At 62.4% G+C, this 20243-nt stretch carries 17 protein-coding genes and 1 tRNA gene; 12 read left to right on the top strand and 6 right to left on the bottom strand.

The window, feature by feature from the left end; translation table 11 throughout:
* Positions 1-7: 7 nt before the first annotated feature.
* From bamA to FHS48_RS07810, 11 genes are all read left to right on the top strand, one after another.
* Positions 8-2359, top strand: coding sequence for an outer membrane protein assembly factor BamA (bamA, locus tag FHS48_RS07860; RefSeq protein WP_184262997.1), 2352 nt, complete (start codon positions 8-10; stop codon positions 2357-2359).
* Complete coding sequence (locus FHS48_RS07855; RefSeq protein WP_184262996.1) at positions 2359-3042, top strand: OmpH/Skp family outer membrane protein; 684 nt, start codon at positions 2359-2361, stop codon at positions 3040-3042. Before bamA ends, FHS48_RS07855 begins: the two co-directional genes overlap by 1 nt.
* A 2-nt stretch (positions 3043-3044) precedes the next feature.
* The gene (gene lpxD, locus FHS48_RS07850; protein ID WP_184262995.1) at positions 3045-4082 is read left to right on the top strand and encodes a UDP-3-O-(3-hydroxymyristoyl)glucosamine N-acyltransferase; all 1038 of its coding nucleotides are present in this window, start codon (positions 3045-3047) and stop codon (positions 4080-4082) included.
* Positions 4083-4114: 32 nt separating this feature from the next.
* Entirely contained in the window at positions 4115-4600 is a 486-nt protein-coding gene (gene fabZ / locus FHS48_RS07845; protein ID WP_184262994.1) for a 3-hydroxyacyl-ACP dehydratase FabZ, read from the top strand.
* A 55-nt stretch (positions 4601-4655) separates the two neighbouring features.
* Positions 4656-5465, top strand: a complete 810-nt coding sequence (lpxA, locus tag FHS48_RS07840; RefSeq protein ID WP_184262993.1) for an acyl-ACP--UDP-N-acetylglucosamine O-acyltransferase — start codon at positions 4656-4658, stop codon at positions 5463-5465.
* On the top strand, positions 5455-6327 hold the full coding sequence (locus FHS48_RS07835; RefSeq protein ID WP_184262992.1) for an LpxI family protein: 873 nt from the start codon (positions 5455-5457) through the stop codon (positions 6325-6327). The genes lpxA and FHS48_RS07835 overlap by 11 nt, the downstream gene beginning before the upstream one ends.
* Positions 6324-7511 carry a lipid-A-disaccharide synthase gene (gene lpxB, locus FHS48_RS07830; protein ID WP_184262991.1) on the top strand — a complete coding sequence of 396 codons (1188 nt, stop codon included), beginning with the start codon at positions 6324-6326 and terminating at the stop codon, positions 7509-7511. Before FHS48_RS07835 ends, lpxB begins: the two co-directional genes overlap by 4 nt.
* Positions 7508-7900 (top strand): lactoylglutathione lyase, encoded by a 393-nt coding sequence (gene gloA, locus FHS48_RS07825; protein ID WP_184262990.1) that lies wholly within the window; start codon positions 7508-7510, stop codon positions 7898-7900. Before lpxB ends, gloA begins: the two co-directional genes overlap by 4 nt.
* A 165-nt stretch (positions 7901-8065) precedes the next feature.
* Positions 8066-9169: an efflux RND transporter periplasmic adaptor subunit gene (locus FHS48_RS07820; protein WP_184262989.1), complete on the top strand. Its 1104-nt coding sequence runs from the start codon at positions 8066-8068 to the stop codon at positions 9167-9169.
* Positions 9170-9184: 15 nt separating this feature from the next.
* Positions 9185-12307 carry an efflux RND transporter permease subunit gene (locus FHS48_RS07815; RefSeq protein ID WP_184262988.1) on the top strand — a complete coding sequence of 1041 codons (3123 nt, stop codon included), beginning with the start codon at positions 9185-9187 and terminating at the stop codon, positions 12305-12307.
* Between the two features lie 271 nt (positions 12308-12578).
* Positions 12579-13229: a LysE/ArgO family amino acid transporter gene (locus tag FHS48_RS07810; RefSeq protein WP_184262987.1), complete on the top strand. Its 651-nt coding sequence runs from the start codon at positions 12579-12581 to the stop codon at positions 13227-13229.
* A 44-nt stretch (positions 13230-13273) separates the two neighbouring features.
* Here FHS48_RS07810 and FHS48_RS07805 read toward each other — a convergent pair whose 3' ends face one another.
* From FHS48_RS07805 to FHS48_RS07780, 6 genes are all read right to left on the bottom strand, one after another.
* Positions 13274-14413 carry an ABC transporter permease gene (locus tag FHS48_RS07805; RefSeq protein WP_184262986.1) on the bottom strand — a complete coding sequence of 380 codons (1140 nt, stop codon included), beginning with the start codon at positions 14411-14413 and terminating at the stop codon, positions 13274-13276.
* The gene (locus tag FHS48_RS07800; protein WP_184262985.1) at positions 14410-15366 is read right to left on the bottom strand and encodes an ABC transporter ATP-binding protein; all 957 of its coding nucleotides are present in this window, start codon (positions 15364-15366) and stop codon (positions 14410-14412) included. Before FHS48_RS07800 ends, FHS48_RS07805 begins: the two co-directional genes overlap by 4 nt.
* 4 nt (positions 15367-15370) lie before the next feature.
* Positions 15371-16342, bottom strand: coding sequence for an HlyD family secretion protein (locus tag FHS48_RS07795; protein WP_184262984.1), 972 nt, complete (start codon positions 16340-16342; stop codon positions 15371-15373).
* Entirely contained in the window at positions 16339-16977 is a 639-nt protein-coding gene (locus tag FHS48_RS07790) for a TetR/AcrR family transcriptional regulator (RefSeq protein ID WP_184262983.1), read from the bottom strand. The genes FHS48_RS07795 and FHS48_RS07790 overlap by 4 nt, the downstream gene beginning before the upstream one ends.
* 135 nt (positions 16978-17112) lie before the next feature.
* Positions 17113-18579: a M23 family metallopeptidase gene (locus FHS48_RS07785; RefSeq protein ID WP_184262982.1), complete on the bottom strand. Its 1467-nt coding sequence runs from the start codon at positions 18577-18579 to the stop codon at positions 17113-17115.
* 462 nt (positions 18580-19041) lie between these two features.
* A complete protein-coding gene (locus tag FHS48_RS07780) occupies positions 19042-19836 on the bottom strand; it encodes an N-formylglutamate amidohydrolase (RefSeq protein ID WP_311769104.1) in 795 nt (264 codons plus the stop codon).
* Positions 19837-20139: 303 nt separating this feature from the next.
* On the opposite strand from FHS48_RS07780, the gene FHS48_RS07775 reads away from it, so the two are divergent.
* Positions 20140-20214: transfer RNA gene (locus tag FHS48_RS07775), tRNA-Val, on the top strand.
* The last annotated feature ends 29 nt before the right edge of the window (positions 20215-20243 follow it).

Genomic DNA, 20243 nt, shown 5'->3' with positions numbered 1-20243 from the left:
GGTTCCCTTGACTGGTTCGGGTCGTATCCGCGCGGTTGTTTTGGGTTCAGCAGCGATTATCGGGCTGGTGTCAGCCTCCGGTCCGGCGTTTGCGCAGTCATCGCTTGGCACGGTGACGGTTGGCAGCCGCCCGGTTGCCCAGCCGATGCCGGTGTCCGGCGAGGGGACCATCCAGTCGATGGATGTGCAGGGCAGTCAGCGCGTTGAAGCCGACACCATCAAGGCCTACATGGGCCTTAAGGAAGGCGACCGCTATTCCCCCGATGCCGTCGATAAGGCGATCAAGGCGTTGTTCGCCACCGGCCTGTTTGCCGATGTTGCCATCGGCTTCCAGAATGACCGGATGATCGTCAAGGTTACTGAAAACCCGATCATCAACCGCGTTGCCTTTGAAGGGAACAAGCGCGTCGAGGAAAAGACCCTTCAGGCGGAAGTGCAGCTGAAGGCCCGTCAGGTCTATACCCGCAGCAAGGTTCAGGATGACGTCAAGCGCATCCTCGACGTTTACCGCCGCAGCGGCCGTTTTGCGGTGACGGTTGAGCCGAAGGTGATCCAGCTGGAACAGAACCGGCTTGATCTGGTGTTTGAGGTCAACGAAGGCCCGTCAACCTACGTCCGCCGGATCGACTTCGTCGGCAACAAGCGCTACAGCGATTCCGCGCTGCGCGAAGTGGTGTCGACCCGCGAGGAACGCTGGTACCGGTTTTTCTCTTCCTCTGACACCTATGATCCCGACCGCACCACCTATGACCGCGAACTGCTGCGCCGGTTCTATCTGCGGAACGGCTACTCCGACTTCCGGATTGTGTCGTCGGTGGCGGAGCTGACGCCCGACCGCGCCGGGTTCTTCATGACCTTTACGGTTGAGGAAGGCGAACGCTACAAATTCGGGGACCTGAAGGTTGACGTGAAGATCCCGGACGTGAAGCCCGAGGACCTGATGCCGTCGATCAAGGCGGTCAGCGGCGACTGGTACAATGCCGATCTGGTGGAAAACACCGTTCAGGCGATCACCGACCGTGTCGGGGCGCTTGGCTATGCCTTCGTTGATGTCCGCCCGCGTGTGAAGCGCGATAAGGCCAATAAGATTGTCGATATCGTTTTCGACGTTCAGGAAGGCCCGAAGGTCTTCGTCGAGCGGATTGATATCGCCGGGAACATGCGGACCCTCGACCGGGTGATCCGCCGTGAGATGCAGCTGGTGGAAGGCGACGCCTTCAACTCTGCCAAGCTGCGCCGCTCGCGGGAAAAGCTGCGGAACCTCGGGTTCTTTGAAAAGGTTGATGTCACCAACGTTCCGTCGGAAACCTCGCCGGACCGGACGGTGGTGCAGGTCGATGTGCGGGAGAAGTCCACCGGGGAACTGTCGTTCGGGGTGGGCTGGTCGTCCTCTGACGGGGCGCTGTTCGACGTTACCCTGCGCGAACGCAACCTGTTGGGCCGGGGGCAGGATATCCGCCTGAAAACCACCATTGCCCAGCGCAAGTCGGAAATCGACCTGTCGTTCACCGAGCCGTACTTCCTCGACCGGCCGCTGGCGGCGGGCTTCGATCTGTTTGCCCGTGACCGTGACTATCAGAAGACGTCCTCCTACAATCTGAAGGACACCGGCGGCTCGCTGCGTCTGGGCTTCAACTACGACGAAAACTGGCGTCAGACCTTCCGCTATACCCTCAGCCAGTCGGAAGTCAGCAATGTGGCGTCCACGGCCTCGACGTTCATCAAGCAGCGGGAAGGGGAGTATCTGCTGTCGATGTTCGGCCAGACCCTGTCCTATGATCGCCGGGATAACGTGATTGAGCCGACCGAAGGCTATGTCGTCAAGCTGTCCACCGATGTGGCCGGAGCGGGCGGGGATGAAAAATTTGTCCGCGGGATGATTGATGGCGCTCATTACACGCCGCTGACCGATGACACCGTCCTGATGGTTCAAGGGTCATTCGGAGCGATCCAGGGCATTGGTCAGGATGTGATGTTCATCCGCAACTACCAGCTGGGTGGTGAAAATCTGCGCGGCTTCCGCACCGGTGGCGGCAGTGCCCGTGACAAGAGCACCAGTGACGTTCTCGGCGGCACCTGGATCGGAACGGTTACGGCGGAAGTCCGCTTCCCGCTCGGTCTGCCGGAAGAGCTTGGTATCAGCGGGAAAACCTTTACCGATGCCGGGATGGTTGGCAAACCGGATGGGGTGAATGCTTCGGCGATGAACTATTCCAGCTCTATCCGTGCCTCGGCGGGTGTAGGGATTGTCTGGAAGTCGCCGATGGGTCCGGTCAGCATTGATCTTGCCTATCCGTTGATGAAGGAAGACTTCGACAAGGAAGAAATTTTCCGCTTCAACTTCGGGACCCAGTTCTGATGTCTTTCAGCCTGATGCAGGGGCAGCGGGGGGGCTGTAACAGACTCCCCCGATCTCGGCGGGCATGGCTTGCTGCTGCGGTGATCGCTGCGGCTCTCTTTCCCGGTGCCGTGCAGGCAGCGGGGGCGCAGGCGGGTGCGGCATCTCAGCCGACGGGTGGGATCGCGACGCCGCGTCCGGTCATTGGCGTTATTGATCAGCAGCGGGTGATGGCGGATTCAACCGCAGCCCGGGCCGCCAGTACGCAGAGAGATAAGTTTCAGGACGTTTATCAGGCTTTTACGGCGGATGAGGAAAAGCGCCTCCGGGTGCTTGATGAAAAACTGTCGACAGAGCGTGGAACGCTGTCTCCGGAAATGTTCAACGCCCGGATGACGGAATTTCAAAGTCAGGTCAATGAGTTCCAGAAGCTCCTCCAGTTGAAGCGGCGGAATCTTGAACGGGCGTATGCTCAGGCGATCACAGAAGTCCAGAATACGGTTGTCCGGATCACCGAAGAGGTGGCGACGGAGCGCGGGATGAACCTTGTGCTGTATCGGTCGCAGGCTTTTCTGTTCGATCCGAAAATGGATCTGACCAACGAGGTGATCGCCCGCCTGAACCGGGTGTTGCCGTCGGTGACGATGACGGATCCTGAAAAGATAGACACCGAAACACCGGCCACAAAAAAGGGAGGGCGCTGACCATGGCGGATAGCCGTTTTTTCCGCAATGAGGGGCCTTTTTCCCTTAAATCTCTGGCTGAGGCGGTTGGGGCTGAGGCCCGTGCGGCTGATGATGCCCGGATGATCGCTGACGTTGCCCCGCTGTCCACGGCGGGTGCGGATCAGATTTCTTTCCTCGATAACCGCAATTATATCAAGCAGTTTCAGGCCAGCGCCGCCGGAGCCTGTATTGTTCACCCCGATCTGGCGGCGCTTGCTCCGGCGGGAATGGATCTTCTGGTGACACCGGAGCCCTACCGGGCCTATGCGGCGATTGCCGCGTTGTTTTATCCGCGGGCGGCGGCCGTCCCGGGGATCCACCCGCGGGCTGTCGTTGACGAAACCGCTGTGGTCGATCCGACGGCACAGGTTGATGCCGGGGCCGTGATTGGTGCCCTTGCGGAAATCGGGGCCGGGACCATCATCGGGCCGAATGCGGTGATCGGTGAGGGGGTGGTGATCGGCCCGGCGGGGTCGGTCGGGGCCAATGCCTCGCTCAGCCATACCATTGCCGGGGCCAAGGTCCATATCTATCCGGGGTGCCGGATCGGTCAGGATGGCTTCGGCTTTGCCATGGGCCCGAAGGGGCACCTGAAGGTGCCGCAGCTGGGCCGGGTGCTGATCGGCGATGACGTGGAGATCGGTGCCAACACCACCATTGACCGGGGTGCCGGGCCGGATACGGTGATCGGGTCCGGTTGCCGGATCGACAATCTGGTGCAGATCGGCCATAACGTCGAATTGGGCATGGGCTGTGTGGTGGTCTCGCAGGTCGGGATCTCCGGCTCCACCAAGCTCGGGCGGTTCGTGGTGCTGGGCGGCCAGACCGGGGTTGCCGGGCACCTGTCGCTGGGGGATGGGGTGCAGGTGGCGGCGCAGTCCGGCATCATGCGCGATATTGACCCGGGCACCACGGTCATGGGATACCCGGCAAAGCCGATCAAGGAATTCTGGCGGGAAGTGGCGGCGGTCGGCAAACTGGCGGCCCGCAAACCCACCGGCCCGAAGACGCAAGACTGAGTGGATTTAGAGAGCGAGACTGGTACAGGCGGATGAGCAACGACGTGACGACCGACACCGCAACCCCGGATAACATCCTGCCGGATATTGGCATCGAGCGGATCATGGAAATGATCCCGCACCGCTATCCGTTCCTGCTGATTGATAAGGTAATCGGCGTTCATCTGAACGAGAGCGCCATTGGCGTCAAGAACGTCACCATCAACGAGAATTTCTTCCAGGGGCATTTCCCGCAGCGCCCGGTGATGCCGGGAGTTCTGATCATCGAAGCGATGGCGCAGACGGCGGCGGTGCTGGTGGTGGCGACCCTTGGGAAAGACGCCGAAGGCAAGCTGGTTTACTTCATGAGCGTTGACGAAGCCCGCTTCCGCAAGCCGGTTGGCCCGGGGGACCGTCTGGAACTGCATGTGACCAAGGAACGGTCCCGTGGTAATGTCTGGAAGTTCAAGGCGCTGGCCAAGGTTGACGGTACGCTGGTGGCGGAAGCCACTTACGCGGCGATGATTCTGGACAACTGATCCCGGTTTTCCGGTCTGTGGTCCTTCTGTTCTGATCCGGTTTTCAGGGTTTTTAATGCCTCACATCCATCCCACGGCGGTCGTAGACCCCAAGGCACGTCTGGCGGAAAGCGTCCGCATTGGTCCCTATTGCATCGTCGGTCCCGACGTGGAGCTGGGCGAGCGGGTCGAACTGATGTCGCATGTCGTGGTCGAAGGGCATACCTCGATCGGCGAAGGCACCCGTATTTTTCCGTTCGCGGCGGTCGGCCAGATCCCGCAGGACCTGAAATACAAAGGCGAGGCCGGGCGGCTGGACATTGGCTCTGACGTGATCATCCGGGAACACGTCACCGTCAACATCGGCACCGAAGGCGGCGGGATGCTGACCCGTGTCGGCAACCGCTGCATGCTGGCCATCGGCTGCCATGTCGCCCATGACTGCCTGATCGGCGACAGCGTGCTGGTGATGAACCATGTGCTGCTTGGCGGCCATGTCGTCATTGGGGATTACGCGGTGCTGGGGGGCGGTTCTGCCGTTCACCAGTTTGCGCGGATCGGCAAGCATGCGATGATCGGCGGCCTGTCCGGCGTCGAGAATGATGTCATTCCTTACGGAACGGTTATGGGCAACCGCGCCCGCCTTGAAGGCCTGAATCTGGTCGGTATCAAGCGCCGCGGCTACAGCCGGGAAGAGATCCATGGGCTGCGCAATGCTTACAAGGATCTGTTCCTGACCGCTGATGACACGGTCCTGTCGGATCGTGTGCAGGCGGTGAAGACGGCCTATGCCGGTCTGTCGGCGGTCAAGGATGTCATCGACTTCATCGAGGCCGATTCGTCCCGTGCCCTGTGTCGTCCGTCGGCAGGGGGCCATGCCGCCTGACCCCGGATATTCTGATCCTCTGCCGGCCGCAGCGGATCTGCGCAAACTGGGGCTGATCGCCGGTGGCGGGGAGTTGCCCGCCCGGGTGATCGCCGCCTGCCGGGAGGCTGGACGCCCCCTGTTTGTACTGGCCCTTGAGGGCTTCACCAACCCCGACTGCCTTGCAGAAGTGGACCATGCGTGGATCCGGCTCGGCGCGGCCGGGGAGGGGTTCCGGCATCTGCATGCCCACAATGTTCAGGATATCGTCATGGTTGGTCCGGTCCGCCGCCCCAGCCTTGCCGATCTGCGTCCGGACTGGCGGGCGACGCGGCTGTTTGCCAAGGTTGGCCTGAAGGCCCTTGGTGATGATGGGCTGTTGCGGGCCGTGATTGCTGAAGTGGAGCAGGAAGGTTTCCGGGTGATCGGGGTTGACCAGATTCTGGGGGGCCATGTCGCGCGGCGCGGGACTCTGGGCTCTGTTCAGCCGGATGATCAGGCTCTGGCTGATCTGGCGCATGGGGCGGCAGTGGCGCGGGCTCTTGGGCAACTGGATGTCGGGCAGGGCGTTGTGGTCCAGCAGGGGATCGTCCTTGCGGCGGAAGCCGTTGAAGGCACCGATGCCATGTTGTCCCGCTGTGCCGGATTACGCCGGGAAGGCCCCGGAGGGGTTCTGGTCAAAATGTGTAAGCCGCAGCAGGATCGGCGGGCGGATCTGCCGACTGTCGGGCCAGTGACGGTGATGCGGGCGGCGGAGGCCGGTCTGCGCGGGATTGGTGTGCAGGCGGGGGCGGCGGTTCTGGTGGATGTCGCGGAGATCCGCCGTCAGGCCGATGCGCTTGGGCTGTTTGTGATCGGGCTGACCGAAGAGGGGACGCCATGAACGGTGTGGAACCGTCGGACGATCTGCTGATCTGTATCATCACCGGGGAACCCTCGGGCGACCTTCTCGGCGCCCGGCTGATGGCGGCGCTGAAGGACAGGGGCGGGAGCCGGGTCCGTTTTATGGGTGTCGGCGGCGAGAGTATGGCCGCTGAAGGGCTGGATACGCTGGTGAACCAGTCTGATCTGGCGGTGATGGGCTTTCTTGAGGTGGTTCCTAGGATCCCGCTGGTCCTGCGCCGGGTGCGGGAGGTGACCGCCGCCATTGCCACCCGTCGCCCGGCCGTGGTGGTGACCATTGACAGCTGGGGCTTCACCAAGCGGGTTCAGCAGGCGGTGGCCCGCGCCTGCCCGGAGATCCCCCGGCTGCATTATGTGGCGCCGATGGTCTGGGCGTGGAAGGAAAAGCGGGCGGAGGACGTGGCGCGGACGGTGAACCACCTGATGTGTCTGCTGCCCAACGAGCCTGCCTATTTCCAGAAGCATGGCCTGTCCTGCACCCATGTTGGCCATTCGGTCATTGAAGGCGGGGCGGACCGTGGGGATGGTGTCGGGTTTCGTGAGAAACACGGTATTCCCCTGTCGGCACCGTTGCTGTGCGTGCTGCCCGGCAGCCGCCGCAGCGAGGTCAGCCGCCTTTTGCCGCCCTTTGCTGATGCAGTCGCCCAGATGGCGAAGCGCGTGCCCGGCCTGAAGGTGGTGATGCCGACGGTGGCCACGGTTGCTGCCGAGGTGGAGCGGTCGGTCGGGGATTGGGCGGTTCCGGTGACGGTGGTTCATGGGGAGCGTGCGCGGTATGATGCCTTTGCGGCGGCTGATGCGGCAATCGCGGCCTCGGGGACCGTAAGCCTTGAACTGGCGCTGGCGCGGGTGCCGCATCTGGTGGCGTACCGGGTGGCACCGTTTACCGCATGGCTGTTCCGGCGGTTGACGCGGATCCGATTCGTCAATCTTATCAACCTTCAGTTGGACCGGCTGGCGATCCCGGAGCTTTTGCAAGAAGATTGCGCACCGGGCCGTCTGGCGGAAACAGCATTGCGATTATTGCGGGATGAGGCGGCGCGGACCGAGCAACGGCTTGCATTTTCGCAGGCGCTGGCCCATCTGGGGGGAGGTGCCGACCTGCCCAGCAGGCGGGCGGCCTCCGTTGTGCTTGAATTTGCTGAGAAGAGGGTAACGCGATGAGCTTTCAGTTTTTGCACACCATGATCCGGGTGAAGGATCTGGAGGCATCACTGGATTTCTACACCCGTCACCTTGGCATGCAGGTGCTGCGTCGGAAGGATTATCCCGATGGCCGGTTTACGCTGGCCTTTGTCGGCTATGGCTCCGAAGAGGCCAATACGGTGGTGGAGCTGACCCATAACTGGGATCAGGCGGAACCCTACAGCATTGGCACCGGTTTCGGGCATCTGGCACTGGGTGTGCCGGATATTTATGCCACCTGCGACGGTCTGCGCAAAGACGGGGTGAAAATCACCCGGGAACCCGGGCCGATGAAGCATGGAACGACGGTGATCGCGTTTATCGAAGATCCCGACGGATACAAGATCGAGCTGATCGAGAAAAAGTAAGCAGAGCGGCGCAAAAGCGCCGCTTTTTTTATCCCTGTAAAGCAGGCCAATCCCCGCTGTTGTGGCGCGATTGTTCGTGAAGCAGGGCTGATAAAGTAAAGCCGCTGAGTCAGGAATAAGATAGAATGGCGGCACCCATGCTGGATGACCGCGAAAGGCTGGAAGATGAGAAAGTCGTATATTGTTATTGGCGTGACCGTGGTCGTGCTGGGCGGGGTGATCGGATTTGCGAAGTTCCGCGAAACGATGATCGCTGATTTTCTGGCCAATATGCCGGAACCGACCATCTCTGTTTCGGCGTCACCGGTCGGATCGGAAACCTGGACCCGCACAATTCCCGCCATCGGTACGCTGGAGGCGGTCAACGGCGTGATGATCGCCAGCTCCCAGCCGGGGCTTATCAAGACGATTCAGGCCCGCTCCGGGGCAACCGTGAAGGCCGGAGACCGCATCGTCGAGCTGGACCATGATGTGGAACTGGCGGACCTGAAGTCTGCCGAAGCCAAGGTCAAGCTGGGCAGCCTGACGGTCAACCGCCTGCGGTCGCTGCGTATTTCCGACGCGACCTCGCAGGCGACACTCGACGAGGCTGAAGCCAACCTCAATATGGCAATTGCGCAGGCGGACTCGATCCGCGCCACCATTGCCAAAAAGGTGATCAATGCCCCGTTCGATGGGGTGCTGGGGATTGTGAAGATTGACAAGGGGCAGTACCTCCAGGCCGGGGAGGCCGTTGTCAACATTCAGGATCTGTCGGAGCTTCTGCTGACGGCAACGCTGGAGCAGTCGGCTCTGCCGTCGCTTCAGGTCGGGCAGACCGTCAAGGCGCATCTGACGCCTTATCCGGATGAAGAGTTTTCCGGCACCCTCAGTGCCATCGAGCCACTGGTGGATACCAACGGTCTGGTCAAGATTCAGGCCCGCTTCCCCAATCCGGACGGAAAGCTGCGGCCGGGGATGTTCGCCAAGCTGGATATCGAAATGGCGACCCGCGACGCGGTGATGACGGTACCGCAGACGGCGGTGGCCTATTCGCTGTATGGCGACTCCGTCTATGTCATCGGCAAGGATGACAAGGGCGATATGCGGGTGGAACGCCGTTCCGTGACGCTGGGGCACCGCCAGAACGGGGTGGTTGAAGTCCGCTCCGGCCTGAAGGCGGGGGATCAGGTGGTGACCACCGGAGCCCTGAAACTGAACAATAAATCGAAGGTGACGGTCGTCGAAGGCGCCACCCTGAACGTCACGCCGAAAATCGGCGTGCAGTAAGAAAGGGGCGGCATCATGCGTTTTACCGATCCCTTTATCCGGCGGCCGGTGCTGGCCATTGTGGTCAGTCTGCTGATCCTGCTGATGGGCCTGCGGTCCATTCAGGATATGCAGGTCCGGCAGTATCCTGAACTCTCCAATACGGTGATCACCGTTACCACCTCCTATGCCGGGGCCGATGCGGCGCTGATGCAGGGCTTTGTCACCGACCCGATTCAGGCGGCGGTGGCCAAGGTCAACGGTGTTGACTACATCACCTCCAAAAGTTCGGCCAACTCATCGGTGGTGACCGCGCGCATCCGTCTGAACTTCGATCCCAATGCGGCGATGACGGACGTGATGGCGCAGGTGGCTGCCGCCAAGGGCGATCTGCCCAGCGGTGCCGAGGAACCGGTGATCGACAAGAAGTCGGGTTCCGGTATCTCTAACCTGTATCTGGCGTTCTACAGTTCCAGCCTGACCACGGCGCAGATCACCGACTATGTCAGCCGGGCGGTCAAGCCGCGTCTGTCGACGGTGCCGGGTGTGGCGGCAGTCAACCTGCTGGGGGCCCAGAAGTTTGCGATCCGCATCTGGCTGGACCCGGAGAAGATGGCACAGCAGGGCCTGAGCGCCGAGGCGGTGCAGTCGATCCTGCGGGCCAACAACTTCCAATCGGCGGCGGGTAGCCTGAAGGGGTATTATGATACCCTTATCATCAAGGCTCAGACCGATATCTCCGATACCTCTGCCTTCGAGAATCTGGTGGTGAAAACCACCAAGGACGGGGTGGTCCGCCTGAAAGATGTGGCGCAGATCACGCTGGGCGCGGAAAGCACCAACACCACGGTGCTGGCCAACGGCAAGGAAGCACTGTTCGTCTCCATCGACTCCACCCCGGATGCCAATCCGCTGACGGTGGTGAAGGGCGTCCGCGCGGTTCTGCCCGCCATTGAAAACGATATGCCCCCGGCGATCAGTCTGGAAGTCAGCTATGACTCCACGGTGTTCATTCAGGAATCCATCAAGGAAGTGCTGAAGACCATCGCCGAGGCGGCGGTGATCGTGGTGGTGGTGATCTTCCTGTTCATGGGGTCGCTGCGGTCGGTGATCATCCCGATTGTCACCATTCCGCTGTCGCTGATCGGCGTCTGCGTGGTGATGCTGGCGATGGGCTTTTCGATCAACCTGATGACCTTGCTGGCATTCGTTCTGGCGATCGGGCTGGTGGTCGATGACGCCATCGTGGTGGTGGAAAACGTTCACCGCCATATCGAGGAAGGGAAAACCCCGTTCCACGCCGCGATTGTCGGGGCACGGGAAATTGCCACTCCGGTGATTTCCATGACCATTACGCTGGCGGCGGTCTATGCGCCGATGGCGTTCCTCGGCGGTCTGACCGGGGCGCTGTTCAAGGAATTCGCCCTGACTCTGGCCGGTGCGGTCACGGTGTCCGGGGTGATTGCGCTGACCCTGTCGCCGATGATGTGTGCCAGCCTGCTGAAAGCCCATGATGACAGCCGGATGGCGCAACTGATCGACAAGTGGTTCACCGCCCTGTCGGATAAGTATGAACATCTGCTGGAGCGGTCCCTGACCCGCCGGGGCAGCACGCTGATGCTGGCAGCGGTGGTTCTGGCAACCCTGCCGGTGATGCTGCACTTTGCCTCGTCTGAACTGGCGCCGCCGGAGGATCAGGGCATTGTCCTGACTCAGATGACCGGCCCGGCCACGGCCAACCCGGAATACATGAACCTGTATGGCCGTCAGGTTGGTCAGATCTTTGATGCGGTTCCCGAGAAGGAAACATATTTCCTCGTTAACGGCAGTGAAGGGGTCAGCGACGGTATCGCCGGGGTGATCCTGAAACCGTGGGCGATGCGGGAGCGGACCGAACAGGCGATCTCGGAATCCCTTCAGGGTGGCCTGAATGCGGTGACCGGTCTTCAGATTTCCGCGTTCTCCCTGCCGCCGCTGCCGGGGTCGGATGGTCTGCCGATCCAGTTCGTGGTCTCGACGACCTCGGATTATGCCACCCTGTTCGGGGTGATGACCCAGCTGGAGGAGGCGGCACGCACCAGCGGGCGCTTCATCTTCCAGACGTCTGACCTGCGTTTTGAAAACCCGGAAGTGGTGGTGACCATTGACCGTGACCGCGCCGGGAAATACGGCGTGACCATGCAGGCGATCGGGAATGCCCTTGGTACGGTGTTCGGGGCCGGGGAAGTTAACCGGATCGATCTGGAAGGCCGTGGCTACAAGGTGATCCCGCAGGCGGAACGCCAGTATCGCCTTGATCCGGAACAGATCACCAAGCTGCATGTGACCGCCGGGGACGGGTCTCTGGTGCCACTGGCCAGTCTGGTGACGCTGGAACACCGGACCCGGCCCAACAGCCTGAACCAGTTCAATCAGCTCAACTCTGCCACCTTTGCCGCCGTGCCGATGCCCGGCGTTACGATGGGCGAGGCGCTGTCCTTCCTCCAGCAGAAGTCGAAGGAAATCCTTCCGGAAGGGTTTGCTGTTGATTACGCCGGTCCGTCGCGCCAGTTTGTCAAGGAAGGCTCGGCGCTGATGCTGACCTTCGTCTTCGCGCTGGTGGTGATTTATCTGGTGTTGTCGGCCCAGTATGAAAGCTTCCGCGATCCGCTGGTGATCATGACCTCGGTGCCGCTGTCGATGGTCGGGGCGCTGATACCGCTGGCGTTGGGGGTGTTGACGCTCAACATCTATACGCAGGTCGGCCTGATCACCCTGATTGGTCTGATCACCAAGCACGGGATCCTGATCTGCGAAGTGGCGATGGAAGAGCAGGTCAAGAACGGGAAGTCGAAGACGGACGCGGTGGCCCATGCCGCGGCGCTGCGTCTGCGGCCGATTTTGATGACCACCGCCGCGATGGTTGCCGGGGTTATCCCGCTGACCATGGCAGCCGGGGCAGGGGCGGCCAGCCGCTTCTCCATCGGGGTGGTGATCGCCGGGGGCCTGACCATCGGTACCCTGTTCACCCTGTTTGTGCTGCCGGTGATCTATACCTTTATCGCTGATGATCACCGCGCCAAGGAATTGGCCCGCCGTCAGCGTGAAGCCGGTCTGGGGCTGGGGGATGAGGAAACTCCGGCTCCGGACAAAGTGGAAACCCCGTCTGCGGCGCACTGAACGCACAGCCGGTTTTATCCTGACCGTCAAAGGTCATAACAGCGGGGCTGCTTTCGGGCAGCCCCGTTTTGTTCTTGTGGCGGATCCGGTCGGTTTCATGCCATACAGGAACGGATCGCCCCCGGAGGGCGGTTTTCTCCGGAGCTTCCGTTCAGGTGTGCCTGATGTCCTTGAAACGTAATGGTGTCCCCGACCTGACAGCCCGACGACGCTGAAAGTTTGCCCGACAGGGCGGGAAGGCGCGGTGGTGGTCTGGATCAAGGGACAGAGAATGGATTTTCATGCGGCGGTTGAGGGGTTTGGCCTGGGGGCCAGCCTGATTGTTGCGATTGGGGCGCAGAATGCGCTGGTGCTGCGGCAGGGGCTTCTGCGGTCCCATGTCGGGCCGGTGGTGGCCTTCTGTGCGGTCAGTGATGCGGTGCTGATTCTCGCCGGGGCTCTCGGGCTGGGGGCGCTGATTCAGGCGGTGCCATCCCTGCTGCTGGTGGTGACCTTTGGCGGGGCGGCATTCCTGCTGTGGTATGGTATTGCCGCCGCCCGCCGGGCTTTGCGGCCCGGGGCGCTGTTGCCGACCGAGGAGCCAGCGAAACCGCTGAAAGCCCTGCTGTTGACGCTGGCCGGGGTGACCCTGCTGAATCCCCATGTCTATCTGGATACGGTGATCCTGCTTGGCAGCATTTCCGCCCGCTATACCGGAGAGGGGCGGATGGCCTTTGTCATCGGGGCGATGCTGTCCTCCCTGACGTGGTTCAGTGTTCTCGGCTATGGGGCGCGTTTGCTGCGGCCGGTGTTCCGCAGCCCGCGGGCGTGGCGGATTCTGGATGTGATCATTGCGCTGGTGATGTGGTCGATTGCTCTGGGGCTGGGCGCGGAAGGTTTCCGGGTTCTGGTGCGGGCCGGGCAGGTCGGGGCGGCCGGATAACCAGCCTTCGGCTGAGTCAGAAAAGCTCGGCCGAAGAGGGGGCCTCAATCCAGCGTCCGACGGTATCGCCGCAGGGCAACAGCGGTGGTCAGCAGCAGGGTCAGCCCCAGAATTCCCAGTTCCACCGCGCTGTCGGCAAGGCCATTCCCCTTCAGCATCACCCCCCGGATGATGCGCAGAAAATGCGTCAGCGGCAGGCATTCCCCGACCACCTGCGCCCATCCGGGCATACCCCGGAAGGGGAACATGAAGCCAGACAGCAGGATGGACGGGAGAAAATAGAAAAACCCCATCTGCATCGCCTGCATCTGATTGCGGGCAATGGTGGAGAAGGTGTAGCCGATGGCCAGATTGGTGGCGATGAACAGGATGCTGGCCCCGGTCAGCAATCCCAGCCCCCCGGCCAGCGGCACCGCAAAGACCCAGCGGGCCGCCAGCAGAATAATCGCCACCTGTATGTAGCCGACAGCGATGTAGGGAATGATTTTGCCCAGCATCACCTCCGCCGGGTGTAACGGCATGACCAGCAGGGTTTCCAGCGTGCCGCGCTCCCGTTCCCGGGTGACGGCCAGCGCGGTCATCATCACCATGGTCATCGTCAGCACCACCCCCATCAGGCCGGGGACAATATTATATTGGGTGCTGGTCTCCGGATTGTAGCGACGGTGAACCCGCAGATCGAAGGGCGGCGGTTTTGGGGCCAGTGATGCCAGCGGGCCGGTCAGATCCGGGATCAGGGCATCGCGGGCCAGAACCGTCAGGGTGGCGACTGCGCCGGAGGTCGCGGCCGGGTCGGTGGCGTCTGCCTCCACCAGCAGGGCCGGGCGGTCTCCCCGCCGCAGCTGCTGGCTGAACCCGGCGGGGATGCGGACCAAAAACTGTACGGCACCGGTTGCCAGAAGACGGTCGGCTTCGGTGTCCGTCTCCGGGGCGGCGGTGATGGCGAAGTAGCGGGAAGCCTGCATGGCGGCGATCAGGGTCCGCCCTTCCGGTGAATGATCGGCATCGACGACGGCCGTCGGCAGATGTTTGGGGTCTGAATTGATGGCGAACCCAAACAGAACCAGCTGCATCAACGGGATGCCGACCATCATGGCGAAGGTCAGGCGGTCCCGCCGCATCTGAATGAATTCCTTGACGATCATCGCCCACAGCCGGGGCAGGGAAAAGCCGTCTGCTGTCATGGTCTGTTCCCTGTCGGTGCGGCATACTGGTCCTGCGACCGGGCCATCAGATGGATGAACACGTCCTCCAGCGTCGGCTGGTCGTCCTGCCATATCAGGGCGGGGTCCGTCCGCCATGGCGCGATGGCTGCCAGCAGTGCGCTCCTGTCCGCCCCACCGACATGCAGGGCCGCCCCGAAGGCGGCAACCAGATCAACCCCGGGCGCTTTCCGCAGGGCGGTGGTCAGGGTATTCAGGGTGTGATGGTTGTCTCCGGTGGTCCGGACGGTGAAGGTGGTCAGCCCGGCGGAGGCAATCACGTCCTGCACGGTTCCCTGTGCCAGCAGTTGGCCGTAGGCGATATAGGCAATGGCGTGGCAGCGTTCGGCTTCATCCATGTAATGGGTGGAGACCAGAACCGTCATCCCGTCGGCGGCAAGATCGTGGATGTTTTCCCAGAAGGCGCGGCGGGCTTTGGGGTCAACCCCGGCGGTTGGCTCATCCAGAAGCAGCAGGCGCGGGCGGTGCAGGATGCAGGCGGCAAGGGCCAGCCGCTGCTTCCATCCGCCGGAAAGCTCCCCCGCCAGTTGGGTCCGCCGCTCCGACAGGCCCAGCCGGTCAAGGGTTACCATCACCAGATTCCGCCGGTCCGGCAGGCCATGGACCCGGGCAACAAAGTCAAGATTCTCGGCGATACTCAGATCTTCATAAAATGAGAATTTCTGAGTCATGTAGCCGATCTGCCTTTTGATCTCGGCAGCCTGACATCGGATATCTAAGTCAAGACAGGTGCCGTTTCCGGCATCGGGGGTCAACAGGCCGCACAGCATCCGCAGGGTGGTGGTTTTGCCCGATCCGTTGGGGCCGAGGAAGCCGACGATCTGCCCGGCCGGAACCGTCATGGTCAGCCGGTCAACCACTGTCTTGCTGCCAAAGCGCTTGGTCAGCCCGGAAACGGCGATGGCGGTGTTCATGCTGTCATCCTCCGTCCGGACCGGGCAGGGTTATCTGCACCGGCTGGCCGGGGTGGAGGATCCCGGTTACCGCCTGCGGAGCGGCATCAACCCGGAACACCAGCGCGGCGGCATTGTCGCGGGAATAGAGCACCGGCGGGGCATAACTGGCCTCCCCGGCGATGAACCGGACCTGCGCGGTCATCCCGGACGGGCAGCCACCGCAGCGGACCGGCAGCGCCTGACCGGGGCGGATGCGGCTGATCTGCTCCGGCCCGAGGTACAGCCGGATCATGATCCGGTCCGGATCGATCAGGGCCACCACCGGGGCACCGGCGGCAACGGTTTCCCCCGGCTGGAACAGAATATCCTCGACCCGGGCCGCTGCCGGTGCAGTGGCTATCCGTTGGGAAAGAGCCCACTCTGTGGCCGCCAGATCGGCCTCGGCGGCGGCGATGGCGGCTTCAGCGGCATTAACGGCGGCGCTGCGGGCGCCCTCCCGGGCCTGTGCGATACGGGCCTCCAGTTCGGCAATCCGGGCCTGGGCGCGGGCGCTGTCGGCTTCCGCCCTGTCCAGCAGGGTCCGGGCACTGGCCTCGGCCCGGCTAAGGCCACGCTGCCGGGCCAGTTCCGCTCCGGCCTGCCGGGCATCCGCCGCCGCCTGATCCCGTTGTGCCAGCAGGGCCTGAATCTCGTTCGGGCGCAGGCCGGTCAGCAGGTCATCCCGCTGGGCCCGGGCCTGCTCAAGGCGGGCGGCAGTGGCGTTCCGGCGGGCCTGTTCTGCCCGGTCATCCAGCCGGAACAGGGATTGGCCGGGCTGAAGGCTTTGTCCCCGGGTCACCTCAACTGCCGTAATCTGCCCCCCGGCAGGCAGGCCGACGTGAATCCGGTCCGCCTCAACATAACCGGTGACGGTGGTGGTGTCGTCCTGACAGGCGGTCAGCAGGGCCAGACTGACGACACTCAGGCAGACTGTCCGGAAGAGAGAGTGGGTCATGGTAAGGCCTCCGGGCGTGGGAGGAGTCCGTTCAACAGCAGGTCCACCGCCTGCCGGGTGTAGGATACAGGGTCAATGTCCCGGCCGGTGGCCGGGGCAATGGCGGTGTTCCACAGGGTCATCAGCAGGAAGGGGGCAAACAGCAGCAGCGGATCGGTCTCTCCGGCAGAAAATTCCCCCCGGGAGATGCCCCGTTCGATCAGGCGGCGCAGCATGGCGGTGGCGCGGCCGATCACTTCCTCGGCCCAAAACGCGGCGAGATCGGGGAAAGCGGTGGCTTCCGCCACAATCAGCTTCGGCAGCCGCCCGGCGGAGGATGTGGCCAGTGTCAGGGCCAGCCCGGTCAGGACCTGTCGCAGCAGGTCGGCGGAGCGCTGGCTGTCGGTGGCCTGCCCGACAGTCTGGTCCAGTGCGGCCACCATCGGCAGGATGGTCTGGCGCACCATGTCTTTGAACAGCTCTTCCTTGGTCGGAAAGTAGAGGTACAGCGTGCCCTTGGAGATCCCGGCCCGGGCGGCGACGGCATCAAGGCGGGTGGCGGCGAAGCCGCGTTCGCTGAATTCCTCCAGCGCGGCGGCGAGAATTTCAGCGGGGCGTGCCTGTTTACGGCGGCGGTTACGGGGGACTTCCGGCATGATCTGCCTTTTAATAACTGACTGGTCAGTTATTAAGGCGCTAAAGTGTTGCCCCTGTCAAGGCTGCGGAACAGAGAAAAGAAAAACCCCCGGAAGACAGGATCTTCCGGGGGTTTTTGGCAGGTGTTCGGACCTTCAGCGCTTGGCAGTTCTGGACGGAATGCCGTTTGGAAGGCCAGCCAGAGTCTTTTCCATTCCGGCGCGGGCTGCCTCAAATTTCTTCAGATCAGCCCCAGCCAACTTACGGCCGGTCGGGAAGCGGACCCCCATCGGGTTAACCTGCTTGCCGCCCTGTAGGATTTCATAATGCAGATGCGGGCCGGTGGACCGGCCGGTGGTGCCGACAAAGCCGATCACATCACCCTGACGGACCCGGACGCCGCTGGAAATCCCTTTTCCGAAACCGGACATATGGGCGTAGGCGGTCGAATAGTCCGGGGTGTGGCGGACCCGGACATAGTTACCGTAGCTGCCGTTTGGCGACGCCATTTCAATGACGCCGTCCCCGGCGGCGTAAATCGGGGTTCCGGTCGGGGCGGCAAAGTCCACGCCCTTGTGCATGGTGGTGTAGCCCAGAACCGGGTGATTGCGTGACCCAAAGCCGGAGCTGAGGCGGGCGCCGTTGATCGGGGTCCGCAGCAGGGCCTTGCGGATGCTTTCGCCCTTGCTGTTATAAAAGTCTTCACTTCCGTCAGGCGACTTGAAGCGGAACAGGGTGATGGTGTTGCCTGACAGGGTCATTGAGGCATAAACCAGATCACCCACATCCACCGTTTCGCCGGCGGCGGTGGCTTTGCGGTTGAAGGCCAGCTCGAAGGTGTCGCCTTTCTGGATGTCGCGCTGAAAGTCGACATCGTAGGAGAAGACGCGGATGAATTCGCTGAGCGCTGAGTGGGGAACCCCGGCGGCGATGGCGGCATCAAACAGGCTGCTGTTGATACTGCCCTTAAAGCGCACCAGTTCCTCGGTCAGCTTGGCTTTCAGCTGGCTGGAGGAAAACCCGTTGTCCTCGCTGCGCGAGGTCAGAATCTGCACCCCGGGATTGGGAGTGAAGGAGAACCCCTGAAAAGCCTGTTCGCCGTCTTCGTTGATTGAGAACGTCAGGGTCAGTTCATCGCCCACGCGCAGGGCGCGCGGGTTGTAAATGTCCTGTAGGGCCTCGACGGCGGTCACGGCATCCTGACGTTCGACACCCCCGGCCCCGAGAACGCTCATCAGGGTATCGCCGCGGCCGACCGTGACCACGCGGGTGCTGACGCTTTCAGCAGGAGAGGACGGCGCGATCGCCGCGTCACCGGCCTGTAGGGAAACGGTCTGGATCGGGTTCTGTGCGCCCTGCTGCGGGGTCCGGCCCAGCGGACGCGGAGGAGTCCGGGGGCCGGTCAGGCTACGGGCGTCGCTGTTCTGGATCTGCGCTTCAGCGGTCTGTGTCTGAGGCTTGGTGTCAGACTGTTTTCCGGCCTGAGCAACCTGCGGTGCCGTAGGCTGCGGTGCTGCGGCGGTTTCCGGCTGGGAGTGAAGGAGGGACGCCAGCAGTGCCACAGAACTGGCACCACAGACCATACCCAGACCCGCAAACAGCATCGGCTTGCAAAACCGCATCAAGTCCCCCGTCTCTGCCGTCATCTGCCGTGATATAGAGGATCGGCAGAAGTTCGTGATCCTGGTGTCTGATCCCTGTCAGTCGGGGCGGTCCCGTCCGGCTGGGATCAGCTTGCTTGGGTTTGGCGAGTCGACCCGGAAAACCCAGACCAACACGACAATTTCATTGCAACGCCAGAATGATGGCGACATAAGCCGGGGTGTCAACCGGGAACACAGTCAGTTTAGAAAGAAAACTCAGAGTATTCCGACAAAATCATCATCGAATGACTTTGAAGTGGGATTTAACTCTCTGGGCTTGCTTGCAGAACCCCTGCGTGGCCGGTGTTGGCCGGATCCTGTGCCGTAAAGGGCGTTGTTGCGCGGCATAGTACTGATCACAGCATGGGTGTCGAGCCTTAAAACCACCGAGTCCCGGAAAAAATAATCTTGACACTGTTTTTTATGTAACAGTGATGGCCGTCATCGCCGCAGGACAATCGCGGCACGATGGGCGATTGCGGCGAGGGTGTCGCGCAGCAGGGCCTGTACGGTGGGAAAGCCACGCCGCTGCCCGTAGGTGGCTTCGTCCATGTACAGGCTGCGGTTGATCTCAATCTGAAGGGCGTGAACCCTGCTCTCGGGTTGCCCATAATGGCGGGTGATGAAGCCCCCGGCATAGGGGGTGTTGCGCATCACCCGCCAGCCGCCGCGTTCCAGAGCGGCACGGGCGGCATCGCTGAGGGACCGGTGACAGCTGACGCCGTAGCAGTCCCCCAGAACAAACCCGGTGGCGGGTGGTCCGGCAGGGACGGTGGCAGACGGCATGGAATGGCAGTCCACCACCACGCAGTAGCCGAACTGCCGCTGCGTCTCGTCAATCAGCTGCCGCAGGGTCTGGTGGTAGGGGTAGTACAGGGTGTGAACCCGGGCCTCGGCATCCTCAAACGACAGTTTGCCGCGATAGATGGTGTTGCCGTTGCCGACCACGCGGGCAATCGTCCCCAGCCCGGAGGCAACGCGCGGAGACTGGGTGTTGATGCCGGGAGGCAGGGGGCTGTCGAACATCTCCGGGTCCAGTTCCCACGGTTCCCGGTTCAGATCGAGATAGGCGCGCGGGTAGACCGCCCGCAGCAGCGGGGCCCCCAGGGCGACAATGTCGGATGCCAGCTCATGGACATAGCAGTCCTCTGAGCGGCGGATGCTCAGAGGGTCAAGGTGAGATGAGGCCAGAAACGCCTGCGGGTAATAATCGCCTGAGTGCGGGGAGGTCACCACCAGCGGCAGCGTCTGCCGGTGGGGCTGTTCCAGAATGAAGGGCTGCCGCTCTGCCGCCGGGTGAGAGGCGGGGAGGGGGGAGGGGGGCGCGGAAAGGGGGTGTCGGGATCCTGCTTCCATACCGGCACGCTACACCAAGCCTTTGCCCCCTCCAAGGGGGCAGGCGTGTCTGTCGGCGATGTGGAGCGGGGGCATCAAAAAAATGCAATGATTTGAAAAATAGGTGTTGCCATCCCCGGATTGGCTGAGTATAAAGCCGTCCTCGCAGCGACGAACCGGAAACGATCCGACGCACCGCGAAACGGGCGTGTAGCTCAGTGGGAGAGCACTGTGTTGACATCGCAGGGGTCGCAAGTTCAATCCTTGCCACGCCCACCATCAAAACCCCGAGGGAAACCTCGGGGTTT

It is taken from the genome of Novispirillum itersonii, assembly GCF_014205675.1.
GTDB classification, from domain to species: domain Bacteria; phylum Pseudomonadota; class Alphaproteobacteria; order Rhodospirillales; family Rhodospirillaceae; genus Novispirillum; species Novispirillum itersonii_A.
This window is presented reverse-complemented; position numbering and strand designations above follow the sequence as displayed.

What these genes read in the sequence shown, in the direction of transcription:
- FHS48_RS07835 (WP_184262992.1), top strand. Translation starts at nt 5,455, where the DNA reads ATGCCGCCTGACCCCGGATATTCTGATCCTCTGCCGGCCGCAGCGGAT.
- FHS48_RS07790 (WP_184262983.1), bottom strand. Translation starts at nt 16,977, where the DNA reads ATGCCGGAAGTCCCCCGTAACCGCCGCCGTAAACAGGCACGCCCCGCT.
- FHS48_RS07810 (WP_184262987.1), top strand. Translation starts at nt 12,579, where the DNA reads ATGGATTTTCATGCGGCGGTTGAGGGGTTTGGCCTGGGGGCCAGCCTG.
- lpxD (WP_184262995.1), top strand. Translation starts at nt 3,045, where the DNA reads ATGGCGGATAGCCGTTTTTTCCGCAATGAGGGGCCTTTTTCCCTTAAA.
- FHS48_RS07815 (WP_184262988.1), top strand. Translation starts at nt 9,185, where the DNA reads ATGCGTTTTACCGATCCCTTTATCCGGCGGCCGGTGCTGGCCATTGTG.
- FHS48_RS07785 (WP_184262982.1), bottom strand. Translation starts at nt 18,579, where the DNA reads ATGCGGTTTTGCAAGCCGATGCTGTTTGCGGGTCTGGGTATGGTCTGT.
- fabZ (WP_184262994.1), top strand. Translation starts at nt 4,115, where the DNA reads ATGAGCAACGACGTGACGACCGACACCGCAACCCCGGATAACATCCTG.
- FHS48_RS07820 (WP_184262989.1), top strand. Translation starts at nt 8,066, where the DNA reads ATGAGAAAGTCGTATATTGTTATTGGCGTGACCGTGGTCGTGCTGGGC.
- gloA (WP_184262990.1), top strand. Translation starts at nt 7,508, where the DNA reads ATGAGCTTTCAGTTTTTGCACACCATGATCCGGGTGAAGGATCTGGAG.
- FHS48_RS07855 (WP_184262996.1), top strand. Translation starts at nt 2,359, where the DNA reads ATGTCTTTCAGCCTGATGCAGGGGCAGCGGGGGGGCTGTAACAGACTC.
- FHS48_RS07795 (WP_184262984.1), bottom strand. Translation starts at nt 16,342, where the DNA reads ATGACCCACTCTCTCTTCCGGACAGTCTGCCTGAGTGTCGTCAGTCTG.
- lpxA (WP_184262993.1), top strand. Translation starts at nt 4,656, where the DNA reads ATGCCTCACATCCATCCCACGGCGGTCGTAGACCCCAAGGCACGTCTG.
- FHS48_RS07800 (WP_184262985.1), bottom strand. Translation starts at nt 15,366, where the DNA reads ATGAACACCGCCATCGCCGTTTCCGGGCTGACCAAGCGCTTTGGCAGC.
- FHS48_RS07805 (WP_184262986.1), bottom strand. Translation starts at nt 14,413, where the DNA reads ATGACAGCAGACGGCTTTTCCCTGCCCCGGCTGTGGGCGATGATCGTC.
- lpxB (WP_184262991.1), top strand. Translation starts at nt 6,324, where the DNA reads ATGAACGGTGTGGAACCGTCGGACGATCTGCTGATCTGTATCATCACC.